We start from the raw sequence: 13,652 nt of genomic DNA on the forward strand, positions 1-13,652 counted from the left end.
GGTGGTTGAGGGGGGTTGGGGCCGGGGGCGCTGCCTGCCCCCGGCCCCGGGGTGGGTCAGGCCGGGCGGTGGGCCCGGATGACCCGCATGTGGTAGCGGCGGCTGATCTCGTTCACCGCGATCAGGCGGACCTGGGCCTTGACCGGGTCCATCTCGCCGGCCTCCAGGGCGCGGATGATCGGGACGGTGTTGTCGTGGACGCAGATGGCGCCCGTGCGGGTGCCGTGGTTGCCGCTGTTGAAGAGGGCGCGCAGGGGGCTGATCTGCTCGCGCAGGTAGGCGGCCAGTTCCTTGGCGGTCAGGGTGGTGGGGGTGATCTTGCGGACCGGCATGGCGCACTCCTGGGTGGTAGTTGGTGTTTTGAACTACTTCCATCCTTCCCTAGTTGGCTTTGGCTAGCCAGTTTTACCAAGCAGATTACGTAAAGAATCTCAAAAGAGATCGCGGCTGTCAGGCGGCGACCAGCTCGCCATGGATGACCGCCCGCAGCCGGGACGCGATCCACGTTCCGACCGCCGGGCTCACCGCGTTACCGAACCCGTCCACCTGGTTCCGCGCGCTCCCCCACACCTTGAACGTCCCCTTGCGGCCAGCGAAGTCGACGTCGAAGCCGCAGCCGACGCCGACCTCGCTGGGCTTCATCATCCGGAAGAAGCACTCCTCCAGCGGCAGGTCGGCCAGCGACGCCTGCCACTGGGCGACGAGCAGCCCGGTCGTGTCCCGCGTGGTGAGCGTGCCCAGCGGGTCGGTCACCGGGTGCGGCGCGGTCTCGTCGCCCTTCGGCCCGTTCTGCTTGAACCAACCGGCGCTCAGCAGGCCCGGGATCTGGTCGGAGGTGACCGTGGGCATCGCCTCGGCGTGCACCGTGGGCAGCGTGTTCTTCCGGAACGGGACGATCCCGGATGACACCACGGCGAGCGTCTCCGAACCGACCTGCGTGGGCAGCGGGATGTGCGCGCCCCGGGGGCCGCCCTGGTAGTTGTCGACCGCGAGGAACACCGCCTTCTCGTGCGTTGCGGTGACCGTGTCCATCGGGCTGAGGATGTGCTGGCCGTCGCCGTTGTGCCGGTGCGCGGCGATGATCTGACCGGCCATGAGGAGCGCGGTCTCCTGCTGGCTGGTCTGCGTGGACATCGGCTGCCACGGGTGCCGCTCGATGCCGTGCACCGACTTCGCGGGCATCAGGACCGCCGGGTACTGGGCGAAGCGCTGGCGGCAGCGTTCGGCGCGGGCGAGCGTCGTCTCGGCGAGCGGGACGTCCCGGTCGCCGATCTTGGTTCCCAGGTCGGACAGGTCGAGGGCGACCAGCGAGGGCGTCATCGGCGGGACGACCTCGCGGCGGCAGCTCGGGCAACGGTAGTTGTACTGCTTGCCGTAGCAGACCGACCCCGAGGCGGGCACGCCCGTCTTCCACGACCAGACCGCTTCCACGGTCTTGTCGCAGTGCTGGCAGAACGACGCCGGCCGGTGGTCGAGGTCGGGGGTGGGCAGCGACTCGTCCCAGAACGCGATGTAGAGCCGGTCGCGGCTCTGGGGGACGCCGAAGAACTGCGAGTTCAGGTACAGCACCCGGTAGCGGTAGCCCAGCTTCTCGAACTCGTGGAGCCACCACCGGTAGGTGCTGCCGTCGCCGATCTTGGGGCGGCCGAGGATCGCCGGCCCCCACGACTGGAGGCCGGTCGTGCACTCGACGAGGATCAGCCGCGGGTGGTGCCGCCCGGCGTACTGCAGAACGCACGTCGCGGTCGCGCGGTCCCGTTCGGAGCGCGTCACCCGCGCCTCGAACTCCGGGTCTTCCAGCTCGAACAGCCCGAGGCCCTGCTCGTACGCCCTCTGCGTGTTCGCCTGGGAGTGGTTGACGCAGTTGTGGACCAGGACGCCGTCGACCACGTACGTGTGGTCCTCCTCGACGGTCATGTTGTAGACCGTGACCGTCTCGCCCGGGGCGATGGCGCCGCTGGCCTTGCCCCACCGGAAGCCGTCCGCATCACGGTGCTTGGGCTTCCGCTGCTGGGTCAGGTGCGCGGTGACCGTCCAGCGGGGGCTCTGTCGCACCGTGCGGCCTTCGATGACCGCCGTGGCCTTCGGCCGCTGGTAGTGGACCGTGGCGTAGTAGCCCAGCGAGGTCAGCAGGAGACGCACGCCGACGGTGAGCTGCTTGGACACCGACATCGACTGGACGCGCAGGCCGTCCCGGCTGATGTGCCCGTCGGCGGACAGGTAGCCATCCAGGAAGGAACGGCGGATCTCTTCGGGCGCGAACAGCAGCCAGGTCGGCAGCTTCTTGCCTGCGGCGCCGTGGCCGAAGTGGTCGGCCAGGAAGGCGGCGAGGCCCACCCGGTTGACGTGGAAGGTGTCGGTCGTGCGCTGCCGGGTGCGGTTCCACGGGAGGCCGGTCCGTGCCGCGAGTTCCTCGGCGAGTGCGTCGCTCTCGTCGTGGCTGGCGCAGATCGTCACGCGGGACCACACGTTGCCCCGCTCGGGTCGGCGGGCGAGCCACCCGTCGCCGACCCACCGGCCGAGCACCCACGCGACGTCGGCGGTGACCGTGCCGAGCCCGTCGACCACGGGCAGGGCGTCGGTCTCGCCGGTGAGGATCGGGGTGCCGACCCACTCGCCGGCCAGGGAGTCGGCCCGCACCTCACGCGGTGCGCCGAGGACGAGGAGTGCGCGCCTGTTCGCGTTCGCCTGGCTGCACTTCCGGGAGCAGAACAGGCGGGCCGTGCTGGTGTTCCTGAACTGCGGGGCCGGGCCGCCGCATTCGAGGCAGCGTGCGCCGTCGAGCGGCTGGTACCTACGGCGAGGCTGGACGGCGCGCGTGGCCGTAGCCGCCATGAACGGGTGGTCCGGGGTGCAGGTGATCGCGGTGGTCGCGTTGACGGTAACCGTGGGCCGGTCAACCGCCGAGGTGTGCGTGACCGGGCGCCAGCGCGACCGGTGCGTCCACACCTCTTCGCCGACCTTCACGTCCTCGATCGGGATGAGCCCGCGCCGGGTGAGCACGAGCGCCCCGGCGGCGAAGCAGGAGACACCGGCGGCGAGCAGGTCGGCCGGGGGCAGGTCCCGCGCGGAGTGGTAGTCGGAGGCGTCCGGGTCGACCAGGTCGGCGATCCAGTGCTCGGCGGTCGGGTGGTTCGTCTCGTGGACCCGCACTTTGTACTCGTTGTGGTTCGCCGCCATGATCGTGTCGAATCCGGCGTCCTCGATGCCCTTGGTGAGCCCGCCGAAGCCGCTGAACAGGTCGCACGCGGTCAGGGAGTCGTGGCGGAAGACGCGCCGTCTCCTTGCCGGCCGGTGGGCAGCGATCCGGAACTTCTTCCTCTTCACAGAGGCCATGCGGTCACTCCTTGTTGGGATGGCGAGCGCCGCCCCGGTCGGGGCGGCGCTTGTAGGTCGGGCAGGGGGGCGGTCAGCGCATGCGTCGGGCGTGGATCAGCTCGGCGGCCGTCCGCAGCGAGCTGAGGCCGGCGGTGATGCCCTCGGCCGGGTGGTTGATGACGCACTCCTTGCCGTCGATGCGGCTGACGGTCCAGGGCAGCAGGTCGTTCGTTGCGCGGTCGACAACGTCGAACCACTCGACCCGGCCGAAGTAGGCGGGGGTTCCGTACACCTCGGGCCTGGTCGGGGACTCGGTGCGATTCGGGGTGAGCATCACGTTCATGGGGGCCTTCCTGGGGGGCGTGTTCGGGGCGATGGAGGGAGGGGGCGGCCGACGGGCCGCCCCCGGTCGGGTCAGGACTTGCGGCGGTTGACGACGGAGAGGGTCACGCCCTTGGCGGCGAGGGCGCGGCAGATGTTTCCGCGCACCCAGCCGCCGCGGTCCTCGCTCCCGAACTCGGCGAGGAACTGGAGCCGCTTGGGGTTGTCGGCGTAGATGCTGAACTCGTCTGCGAGTGCGTAGGCGAGCGTCCGGCTGTCCCAGCCGCTGTGGAACAACTCGTCGGACGCCTCGGTGTCGGGGAGGTCGAGGTACTCGGCGATCAGGGTCTGTGCAGGCGCCTGGCTCACGGTCTGCTCCTTGGTGGGCGATTGGTGCGTGTTGAACTACTTTCATCCTTCCTGAATACAATTTGCCTAGCCAGTTAGGAATAACTGGATAGAGTAAAGTGACTACAAAGAAATCGCAGGTCAGCGGCTTCTCAGGCGGAACATGCGATGACCGTCGTCGGCGAGTTCGAAGCCTCGCCGGCCGTACCAGGCGAGCAGGTCGTCGCTGTGCAGGCCGACCTTCCGCTGGGGCTCGCCGAAGTCGGGCACGAACGGGCAGCAGTGCAGGCCGATGCTCTGGTGCCCGAACCGGGCGATCACATCGTCCAGGAGGCGGCCGCCGATGCCCCGGCCCCGCCATTCGGGCCGGACGGCGATCTCCTCCAGCCACACGTACGTGTGGAGCTGGACGGCCACCGCGTAGCCGTGAGGAGCGCGCTCCGGGCCGATCTGGAAGTGGTACTCGTGCCCCTGGTGGACGTAGGTGACGCGGACGCCGGACTCGGCGGCGCTCGAGGGGGCTCGGGACATGGCGTGCTCCTTCCTGGGTGAGGGGTGTCAGGCGGACGCGGGCCGGAACGGGATCTGCGGCATGAGGTCGTCGTCGAGGGCGTACCAGCACCAGGCGTGCCCGCCGACCGCGTACCGGCCGTCGGTGTTCGGGTGGAGGACCTCGACGGCCTGTGTGCGGTGCTCGCCGCCGAGGCGCATCCAGGAGACGACGACCACCACGGTGTGCCGGGCGCCGTCGACGGTGCCGGTGAGGACGTGCACGGTGTCGGTGGAGCCGTGGCCGTAGCGGCGGGCCTCGCGGCGGGTGTCGGCCGCGATCCGGCGGACGGTGGGCAGGTCGAACCACGGCCGGACGTGTCCGCCGCGCTGGTCGGCGGGGTCCAGCAGAGCCGGGTAGCGGTCGCGGTCGTTCGCGCACACCAGCGCCTCGACCATCTGCACCTCGCCGGCCGCCTCGGCAGGGGCGGGCTCGATGGTGAGTGCGGCCGCGCGGGCGAGGTCGAGCGCGAAGGCCCGCCTCCGGTCACGGTCGGGCAGCTCATCGCACAGCGGCCACCAGATGTCCCAGTTGGACTCGTCCAGGTACGCGGTCCAGCCGCTCAGGTCGTGCAGGGCGTTCCCGGCGTCGGTCTGGCCGACCGCTTCGGTGAACGTGCGCTCCTCGCCGGCCTGTGTCCAGTACCGGCCGGTCGGGAACAGGGAGCCGTCCTCGCCTTCGACCAGCTCAAGGCGGGCCGCGCCGAACGGGGCGTCCGACTCGTGGCCGGTGAGGATGTCGCGGACCCCCGCGGCGGTGACGACGGCCATGGTCCGGCCGAGGTGTTCGGTGGCCCGGCGGGCGTCGTTCAGGGCCTTGTCGACGGCCGCGCCGAGGGCCTGGCTGGTGGGGAGGTGGTAGGTGGGCCCGGTGGGGCGCTGGATGGCCATGAGGCGTCCTCGTTTCGTCGGGGTGGAGGTCAGTGGGTGCGGGCGGCCGGAAAGGTGATCCGGTACAGGCGATCGGTGTCCGGGTCGGGGACGTGCTGCCACCCGGCGGCAAGGGGGCCGAGGGGGCTCGCGGTGTCGAGGGCCTGGCGCAGGATCTCGTCGGCCGTGCCGAGCGTCTCCGTATCGAACGGGCCGGTGTCGTCGGCCAGGTCGAGTTCGCGGTCCCCGGCGTACACCGCGCAGATGCGGGCGAGGTCGGCGAGGTCGACGAGCGCGGACGTCGCCTCGGGGACGAGCGTGCGCAGGGCGGCGAGGGCGCGGGCGGCAGCGACCGCGAGGGGCTCGGTGGGCTGCTTGTCGCGGGTCAGGCCGCACAGGCACTCGGTCTCGTGCCAGTCCGGGCTGTAGCCGCACACGCAGTCCCAGGTGACCACGCACCACGGCCACTCCCAGCCGCCTATGGGGTAGCGGCCGTCGTCGGCAGGGTTGATGACGTCGACCGCGCTGGAGCCCTCGTCGTGCACCCACTGCCAGCGGATGCAGATGACGGCCGCGCGGGCAGCGGCGCCTCGGCCGCCGCGCGGCTTGTTCTGCGTCTTGCGGGCCGCCCGGCGGGTCTCACGGTTCACCGGGACCGGGGTAACGGTCGGGACCTTGCCGCGCCAGCGGACGCGAACGGCGACCGCGCGCGGGGCCCGGTCGCCGTCCTCGTTGACCACGTACGTCTCGCCCGTGTCGAAGACGTGGACCGTGTCTGCGCCGCCCGCGTGGCCGTCGATGACGTGGATGGTGTCCACGCAGCTGTACCCGTAGTCGTCGGCCATGCTCAGCGTCCCCGCCGAGACTTGGCGGGCGGCGTCGAGGGTGAAGCGGGGGCACCGGCCGGTGTCGGTGGCGATGCAGTCGTAGGGGCCGATGATGCTGTCCAGGGTGACGCGCGTTGCGACCTCGTCGTACATGGCGTGTGCTCCGTTCGGATGTGAGCCCGGCCGGGACCCGTGGGGGTCCCGGCCGGTGGACTGTGCAGGTCAGGCGGTCAGTTGTTGCTGAGCGGGTTGATGGCGGTCGTGTGGTCGTGCCCGGTCTGGGCGCGGTCGTGGGCCATGCCCCCCGGGCAGGTGGCGAGGTGTCCGGCCCAGCCCTTCGCGGGGCCGTCGGGTATCACCCGGTACACGAAGCAGCGCTGGTTGCAGAACTTGCAGTAGGCGCCGGCCACGGCGGTCTCCTTTCGGGTCAGAACAGGCGGGGCGGGGTGGTGGGCGGGAGGGCGCCGAGTTCGGGGACTTCCTCGCCGGTGTTCTCCAGGTACCAGGCGGCGAACATCGTGCGGTGGCACCAGTTCTCCGGCTTGTTCAGCCGGTCGAAGCAGAGCAGGACCAGGCGGTCGGCGCCGGCGCGGGCGGCGAGGCCGGCCAGCTCCGTGTAGATCCGGTCGATGCCCTGGCCGTTGAGGAGCCGCCGGTAGTGGAACTCGTACGCGTCGCGCGGCAGGTTCTGCGCGAGCAGCTGCCGGGTCGGCGTGATGAGGCGTGCGTGCCCGGCGAGCTGGTAGCCGAGGGCGAAGCGCGGTGCGCCGGCCGTCGTGCGGATCGGTGCACCCATGCCTGGCGTGAACTCCTGGTAGGTGCAGGTGGCGAGTTGCATTCGGTCCCTTTCGGGGTGGTGATTGGTACTGCCTTCATTCTTCCCTACTCGGCTAAAGCTAGCCAGCTTATCCGAGCCGACTAGGTAAAGAAGGTTCAAAGATGTGGCGGGTCAGGTGGCGGCGAACAGGTCGAGCTGGCGGGGCTGGCGCTGGTGCCATCCGTGGGTGGGCAGCGGCCCGCCGGCCGCCGCGTCGAGGACCAGGAGTACGGTGCGCACGCTCGTCCCCGAGGGCGCGAACGCGTCGTCGGGCAGCGGCGCCCAGGTGCCCTCCGCGAGGGAGACCAGCTCGCGGAACTCGGTGGTCGCGCGGTCGCTGTGCCACATCACCGACTCGGGCAGGACCGCGACGAGCGTCCCGCCGTCGTCGAGGAACCCGAGCGCGTGCCGGACGTGCTGCACGGCCGCCGAGAACGGCGGGTTCATCAGCACCCTGTGGTAGCCGTGCGGGCAGTCGAGCGGGTCGAGGTCGAGGAAGTCGGCGTGCACCACGCGGCGCGCGGCGCCCTGTCCGTTGAGGACGCGGATGCGGCGCTCGTCGATCTCCACGCAGTCGACGACGCCGCCGCTCTCGGCCGCCGGCCCGGCGATCGAGCCGGTCCCCGCCGAGGGCTCCAGCACGCTCATGCCGTCGCGGACACCCGCGTGGGCGAGCATCTGGTCGACGACGCTCTCCGGGGTCGGGTACCAGCCCTGCTCGAAGCGGCTCGGGAACTCGCGGGTCGCCAGGCACGCGCGCATGAACGCCTCGACCGGGAACGGGAAGACGTGCGCGCGGACCTTCTTGCGGCCGTCCCACCGGCCGCCGATCTCGGTGAGCACCTTGGCCACCTGCTCGTACAGGGGCCGGTCCAGCTCGAACGGGATCTGCACGCGGTCGCCGGCGATGACGGTGCGGGGGTCGGCGAGGACGTCGTGGACGCCGCTTGGGATCTCCATTGCGGTCCTTCCTGAGGGAGTTGGGGTGGGGCTGCCTGAACGGGGCTGAGACGGGCGTGTGGTGGCCCGCTGTGGGCCGCTGTGACCGCCTCGGAGCCCCGTTCAGGGGTTGGGGGGTTCTGGCCCCCCTGAACGGGGCTTAGGTCAGTAGAGGCGGCCGGTGATGTCGGCGACGGCGCGGGCGACGGTGTCGAGGTCGTCGGCCGGGGTGACCGGCAGCGGGAGGGCGTCGCCGAGCCGGTCGTTGCGGACGAACAGCTCGCCGGTGCCGTTCACGCCGATCGTGAACGGCGTGTTGTCCCACGCCCACAGGTGGCCGGTCGTGCCCCACGGGCCGGACGCGGCCCGCCACTGGTCTCCGACGTGGTCCAGGGCGGCCCGGGCGACGTCGGCCAGGGTGAACGCGGGGGCGGTCTGCTCGTGGTAGCTGACGGGCTTCTGCATGGCTGGTGCTCCTTGGCTGATGGAAGGGGGGCGCCCCGCCCGCTGCCTGGGCGGGGCGCCGGTGAACTCGGGGGTCAGGCCGCGGCCTCGGCCAGGGCCTCGGCGGGGACGTCGGCGGGGGCCTCGGCGTCCGGGTTGACGGTCAGTCCGGAGGCGCGGACCTCGGCGACCATCTCCGCCCGGCGCAGGTTCGCCATGGCCTTGGTCGCGATGTCCTGGAGGTGCTTGATCCGCAGCCGGTGGCCGCCGATGCCGCCGGGCGTCCCGGCGAGCAGCAGGGCCAGCTCCTCCGGGTCGGTCGCGGCGAGCAGGGAGAGGATCTCCCCGGCCTGGCCCAGCTTGTCGATCTTGCCGGTGAGCTTCGCGCGGTCGGCGCTGATCCGCTCGCGCTCCTCCTCGGGCAGGTCGAGGGAGCCCGGCAGGGCGCCCTGCCCGCTGTCCTTGCGGGCGGCCGCGGCCTCGTCGGACAGGACGAAGAACGAGCCTTGCTCCTCCTGGCGCTTCTCCTCCGCGTGGAGTTCCTGCGCGAAGATCTGCGCGTCCCGGGCCGACTTGAAGTCGCCCCGGACGTACCGGGCGAGGAACCGCACCTGGTTGGCGTTGGAGAGCTTGCCGACGTACCAGGCGGTGCCGACGGGCAGCTGGCCCTTGGAGAGGGCCTCGCGCGCCTCCGGGCAGAGGGCGAGCAGGTCGATGCGCCACTGGACGTACGGGGCGCTCTTGCCGACCAGCTCGGCGATCTCGTCGATCTCGTAGCCGTTCTCGGCGAGCTTGTGGAACGCCTTGGCCTCCTCGACCGGGGTCATGTCGGCGCGGCCGACGTTCTCGGCGACGGCCATGGCGAACGTGTGGCGGCTCTCCCCGACGCCGTGCATGACGACGGCCTTCATCGTGTCGAGGCCGGCCATCTGGGCGGCCCGCCAGCGGCGCTCGCCCATGATCAGCGTGTACCGCTTGGTGTCCTCGATGTACCGGACGGTGACCGGCTGGAGCTGGCCGAGCTTGGCCATGGACGCGGCCAGCTCCTTGAGCGAGGTCTCGTCGAAGTGCTCGCGGGGCTGGCCCGGGTCGCGGTCGATCTTCGAGGTCGGGATGGTGCGGAGCTGGGTCCGCGTCCCGTCGCCGGCCGCCTTGGGCGCCGGGGTCTTCTTCGCGGGGGCCGCCTTGGGGGCCGGGGCCTTCCGGGCGGCCGCCTTCCGGGGCGCCGCCGGCTTGCGCGCGGGCGTCTTCTTCGCCTCGGGCGCGGTCTCGGTGGTGGTGGCCTCGGCGGTGGTGGCGGTCATGGCGTGTCCCTTCGCTGGCTGGTTGGGGTGGTTTTGAACTACTTTCATCCTGCCCGAATTGGCTTTGCCTAGCCAGTTTTAACAAGCTGATTCGGTAAAGGAACTTCTAAGAAAACCGCAGGTCAGAGGCGGTCCCCCTGCCCCGCGACGGCCGCCCAGTGGCCGATCTCGTCGGTCAGCCGCGCGTGGTCCGCGTCGAGCTGCGCCAGAGCCTCCGCAAGGACCTCGGGCGCGACGGCCACACTCGTGCCGCCGACCTGCACAGCCGCGCACACGATCGCTTCCTGCTGCCGCTCGACCAGCCGCCGGTCGGCCTCCAGCCGCCCGCTCCGCTCCCGCGCGCGGGCCCGCATCGTGGTGTCCTGCATCGCCGTCTCCTCGCTCTCCGTGGGGTCCGACCAGGCCGCCGGGGCGCTCGAGGGCGCCCGGGCGCCGGGTCAGGCGGCCGGGGCTCCGACCGGCCCTGCCTCGACGTCGAAGCCGAGCGCGGTGAACCAGGCGGTCAGGGCGTCGACGACGTCGCCGCCGTTCCAGTCCTCGCCGCTGGCGATGGTCGTCTTGATCCCGTCGAACAGGTCGACGATGGCCTGCCCGGCGTCGGTGGTGATGTCGAAGTTCAGCGCATGCGCCATGGTGGGTTCCTTCCTTCGTGCGGGGTCCGGCCCGGGCGGGCGCCGGGCCGGTGGGGGCGGCCCGGGCGGGTCAGGCGGCGAGGACCGCGTCGCCGGCCGGGGTGAGGCTGACCGGCTGGCCCTCGTAGAGCGAGCGGGAGTTGTCGCGCACGGCCAGGCCCTCGTCGATGGCCCACTCGACCATGTCCTTGCGGGGCTTCTCGCCGCGCTCGGTGGACACGCGGGTCTGGCCGACGCGCAGCTCCTGGAGCTTCACGCCGTTGTCGCGGATGGCCTCCAGGGTGCGCCGCTGAGCGGGGGTCACCTTCCGGGCGGGCGCGGGCGCCGGGTCGGGCTCGGGCTCGGGCTCGCCGGCCGGGGCGGGCTGCGCGGCTGCCGCCCGCGCGGCTTCCACGAGGCCCTGGGTGTCGGTCAGGAAGTGCTGGGCGGCCTCCAGGTGGAAGCGCTCGTTCTCGTTGTGGATCTGGCACGTGCTGGAGGACATGCCGCGGGTGAGCAGCCGGTGCGTGAGGCGCTTGCGCATGTCGTCCAGGGCCTCGACCAGGCCGGCCTTCTCGGCGATCTCCAGGACGCCCAGGTACGGGCTGGCGTTCGCCGCCTTCTGCATCGCGTCGCGGACCAGGCTGCTGTCCACGGCCCGGGTGGGGTCGGTCAGCGCTTCGGCCAGCCGGGCGCGGGCGGCCACGTCCATGCGGAGCCGGTGGTCGGCGAGGCCGTCGAAGATGTCTGCGAGGTCAAAGGTGGCGGTCATGTCGCTCTCCCATGCTGGCCGGGTTGGTGTGTTTTGAACTACTTTCATCCTGCCCGAATCGGTTTGCTATATCCAGTTTTAACAAGCCGATTCGGTAAAGGATCTTCTAAGAAAACCGCAGGTCAGGCCGCGATGGCGCCCTGCTCGGGGGCCTCGGCCGGGCGGCGCTGGCCGTCCCGGCGGGCCTGCTGGGCGGCGAACAGGGCGGCCTCGCGCGGGGCGTGGCAGGAGGGGCACAGCTCCTCGAAGCGCGGCTGGCCCGGCTGCCGCCGCCGGCCGTGGTCGAGGAGGCGGGTCCGCTCGTGCCGGGGGGCGTGGCACTCGGTGTCGGTGCAGGCGGCCGTGCGGGGCTCCTGGTAGCCGATGCCCCGGTGGTAGTGCGCCCGCCAGGCCTCGAAGCTCTCAGGGGCGAAGTACCCGTCGGTGTCGGCCAGGCCGTCGGAGACGTAGCGCCCGTACAGGGCGCGCTCGGCGTCCTCGTCGCACACGTGCGCGGCCGGGCGGAACGCTTCCTTCGTGTAGTGGTCGACGTCGGGGCTGGCGGGCAGGTCGCCGGGGGCGGGCCGGTCCGGGTGGCGGAGGTCGTGCGCGCCGGTCATGGCCAGGTAGTAGTCGTACTCGCTCACCCGCTCGGCCGCACCCAGGCAGTCGTCGCAGATCTGCTCGTCCTCGCCGGCCATCAGGGCGGGCTTGATGCCGCACTCGGTGCAGGGCGCGTACTTGTTGTCGAACGGGGAGTGGTACGCGCACATGTGCTTGCCCTTGTACGTGTGGATGGCGTAGGCGGCCTCGCCGTCGGCGCTGGCGCAGCCGCGCTGCCAGGTGTCGCCCTTGCAGAGGATGTCGTCGGCGGGGAAGCGCAGGCCGGCCGTGATGTAGGGGAGGAGGTTGGCGCTCACGCGTGGGTCCCTTCTGTGCGGGGTGGGGTGGTTTGATCTACTTCCATCCTTCCCGAATCGGCTCGTGCTAGCCAGTTTTAACGAGCCGATTCGGTAAAGGAACTTCTAAGAAAACCGCAGGTCAGGCGGCCTTCACCCCCGGGTTGACGAGCTGCTCGACCTGGGCGATCGCGGAGGCCATCGCCATTGTCGAGGCTGCCCGGTCGCGGTGTTCGACCATGATCCGCCGGTGCTCGACGGCCCGCTGCCACATGCTGCCCTCGGCGAGCGTGTCGCCGCAGGCGACGAGCGCCTTCGGGCCCAGGCCCCAGACGATGACGTTGACCGCGCACCCGGCCGCGGCGAGCGGGTCGATCTCCTGGGCGAACCACGTGAACGCTGCGGGGTCGAAGCCCATGCCGCGCAGGTGCTGGGCGGCCGACCGGAACATGCCGCCGGTGCCCGCGCACGGGTCGGCGAGCGAGTAGCCCTCGTGGATCACGCCGGGGTCGTTGCCGATGATCTGGGCGGCCATCATGTCGCACACCTCCGGGGGCGTGTGGTACTCCCCCAGGCCCTGCCGGGCGGTGTTGTGGCGCAGCGCGGTCACCGTCCACGACATGAGGTCGATGTAGCTGTTCGCCTCGGGATCCTCGTGACCGGTGTGGTCGAGGGCGTGCGCGTCGAGGGCCGCGTGGAACGTGGCGCGGATCGCGGCCAGCTCGTGCTTGGTGTGGTCATCGCGGTCCGCCCACTCGAACAGTACCCGCGCGGTGTCGATCAGGTCGGGGCGGCGCATCCACCAGTACGCGGAGACCTCGCGGACGCACGCGAGGATCTGCTGGGCGTCCAGGCCCCGGAAGAAGTCGGCGAGGGTGCGGGGGGCGCCCTTGAGCGGCCACAGGGCGAGAGTCGCGACGACGCCGAGGGGGATCTCCATGCGGTTGCCGCCGTGCGCGTGGTGCCAGGCGGTGGCCACGGCTTCGCCGAACTCCGCGCCGCCGGTGGGGCGGGAGACGAACTCGGGCCGCCGCCGTCCGCCGGCCGCGACCGGGGCCGGGGCGGGCGCCGGGGCGGGGGCGGGCGCCGGGGGCTTGGCCGGGCTGGCGTACTGGCCCGCGGTCGGCTTGGGCAGGGTGATCGTCGTCTCGGGCTTCGGGGCTTCGGGCTCGCCGAGGTCGGCGAACAGGTCGAGCTGCTGCATCGGTCCTCCGTTCAGGCATGGGTCCGGCCCGGCACCCTCTCGGGTGCCGGGCCGGTGGGGGCGGGGGTCAGAACTGTTCGAGGACGGTGAGGGCGACGCCCATGTGCCGGGCGAAGTCCCAGGGGGCGATCTGCTCGATGTCGGCATCCTCGATGGCCTCGGCGATGACCTTGGCGATGGGCTCGGCTTCCCGGGGGAGCTTCTTGGAGACCAGGTCGCCGGCCAGGCCGACGTAGCGGACCGCGATGCCGGGGTGGAGCTCGCTGACGTAGAGGCCTTCGTACTGTTCGGCGAGGAGGTCCGCGAGGCGGTCGTTGTCGGCGGTGAAGATGGCGTCCATGCCGGGCTCCCATTCTGTTCAGGTTGGGATTTTGAACTACTTTCATTCTGTCCGAATTGGCTTTGCCTATCCAGTTTTAACAAACTGGATAGGCAAAGAAACTCCCAGGA

Annotated in this window: 18 protein-coding genes; all 18 read right to left on the minus strand. The window is 71.2% G+C overall.

Annotated elements, in window-relative coordinates; translation table 11 throughout:
• Positions 1–56: 56 nt before the first annotated feature.
• The 18 genes from AQJ30_RS37910 to AQJ30_RS15615 all read right to left on the minus strand — a co-directional run bounded on the left by AQJ30_RS37910 (position 57) and on the right by AQJ30_RS15615 (position 13,542).
• Entirely contained in the window at positions 57–332 is a 276-nt protein-coding gene (locus tag AQJ30_RS37910) for a hypothetical protein (protein WP_067233796.1), read from the minus strand.
• Between the two features lie 118 nt (positions 333–450).
• Positions 451–3,336 carry a DNA cytosine methyltransferase gene (locus tag AQJ30_RS39395; protein ID WP_245726946.1) on the minus strand — a complete coding sequence of 962 codons (2,886 nt, stop codon included), beginning with the start codon at positions 3,334–3,336 and terminating at the stop codon, positions 451–453.
• A 73-nt stretch (positions 3,337–3,409) separates the two neighbouring features.
• Complete coding sequence (locus AQJ30_RS15540; RefSeq protein WP_067233798.1) at positions 3,410–3,661, minus strand: hypothetical protein; 252 nt, start codon at positions 3,659–3,661, stop codon at positions 3,410–3,412.
• 71 nt (positions 3,662–3,732) lie between these two features.
• On the minus strand, positions 3,733–4,008 hold the full coding sequence (locus tag AQJ30_RS15545; protein ID WP_067233799.1) for a hypothetical protein: 276 nt from the start codon (positions 4,006–4,008) through the stop codon (positions 3,733–3,735).
• A gap of 120 nt (positions 4,009–4,128) precedes the next feature.
• On the minus strand, positions 4,129–4,518 hold the full coding sequence (locus AQJ30_RS15550; protein ID WP_067233801.1) for a GNAT family N-acetyltransferase: 390 nt from the start codon (positions 4,516–4,518) through the stop codon (positions 4,129–4,131).
• Positions 4,519–4,545: 27 nt separating this feature from the next.
• A complete protein-coding gene (locus AQJ30_RS15555; protein WP_067233803.1) occupies positions 4,546–5,427 on the minus strand; it encodes a hypothetical protein in 882 nt (293 codons plus the stop codon).
• Between the two features lie 29 nt (positions 5,428–5,456).
• Positions 5,457–6,386 carry a hypothetical protein gene (locus AQJ30_RS15560; protein ID WP_067233805.1) on the minus strand — a complete coding sequence of 310 codons (930 nt, stop codon included), beginning with the start codon at positions 6,384–6,386 and terminating at the stop codon, positions 5,457–5,459.
• 77 nt (positions 6,387–6,463) lie between these two features.
• Entirely contained in the window at positions 6,464–6,643 is a 180-nt protein-coding gene (locus tag AQJ30_RS15565; RefSeq protein ID WP_067233807.1) for a hypothetical protein, read from the minus strand.
• Between the two features lie 17 nt (positions 6,644–6,660).
• Complete coding sequence (locus AQJ30_RS15570) at positions 6,661–7,029, minus strand: hypothetical protein (RefSeq protein ID WP_245726947.1); 369 nt, start codon at positions 7,027–7,029, stop codon at positions 6,661–6,663.
• A 153-nt stretch (positions 7,030–7,182) separates the two neighbouring features.
• Positions 7,183–8,010 (minus strand): SAM-dependent methyltransferase, encoded by an 828-nt coding sequence (locus tag AQJ30_RS15575; protein WP_067233810.1) that lies wholly within the window; start codon positions 8,008–8,010, stop codon positions 7,183–7,185.
• A gap of 144 nt (positions 8,011–8,154) precedes the next feature.
• The gene (locus tag AQJ30_RS15580; protein WP_067233811.1) at positions 8,155–8,454 is read right to left on the minus strand and encodes a hypothetical protein; all 300 of its coding nucleotides are present in this window, start codon (positions 8,452–8,454) and stop codon (positions 8,155–8,157) included.
• A 74-nt stretch (positions 8,455–8,528) separates the two neighbouring features.
• Positions 8,529–9,737: a ParB/RepB/Spo0J family partition protein gene (locus tag AQJ30_RS15585; protein ID WP_067233813.1), complete on the minus strand. Its 1,209-nt coding sequence runs from the start codon at positions 9,735–9,737 to the stop codon at positions 8,529–8,531.
• A gap of 122 nt (positions 9,738–9,859) precedes the next feature.
• Entirely contained in the window at positions 9,860–10,105 is a 246-nt protein-coding gene (locus tag AQJ30_RS15590) for a hypothetical protein (protein ID WP_067233815.1), read from the minus strand.
• A gap of 69 nt (positions 10,106–10,174) precedes the next feature.
• Positions 10,175–10,369, minus strand: coding sequence for a hypothetical protein (locus AQJ30_RS15595; RefSeq protein ID WP_067233816.1), 195 nt, complete (start codon positions 10,367–10,369; stop codon positions 10,175–10,177).
• Positions 10,370–10,439: 70 nt separating this feature from the next.
• A complete protein-coding gene (locus AQJ30_RS15600; protein WP_067233818.1) occupies positions 10,440–11,120 on the minus strand; it encodes a hypothetical protein in 681 nt (226 codons plus the stop codon).
• Positions 11,121–11,242: 122 nt separating this feature from the next.
• A complete protein-coding gene (locus AQJ30_RS15605) occupies positions 11,243–12,019 on the minus strand; it encodes a hypothetical protein (protein ID WP_067233819.1) in 777 nt (258 codons plus the stop codon).
• Between the two features lie 121 nt (positions 12,020–12,140).
• Positions 12,141–13,202 carry an N-6 DNA methylase gene (locus AQJ30_RS15610; RefSeq protein WP_067233821.1) on the minus strand — a complete coding sequence of 354 codons (1,062 nt, stop codon included), beginning with the start codon at positions 13,200–13,202 and terminating at the stop codon, positions 12,141–12,143.
• 67 nt (positions 13,203–13,269) lie between these two features.
• Positions 13,270–13,542 carry a hypothetical protein gene (locus AQJ30_RS15615; protein WP_067233822.1) on the minus strand — a complete coding sequence of 91 codons (273 nt, stop codon included), beginning with the start codon at positions 13,540–13,542 and terminating at the stop codon, positions 13,270–13,272.
• Positions 13,543–13,652: the final 110 nt, after the last annotated feature.

The organism is Streptomyces longwoodensis (assembly GCF_001514125.1).
GTDB lineage: Bacteria > Actinomycetota > Actinomycetes > Streptomycetales > Streptomycetaceae > Streptomyces > Streptomyces longwoodensis.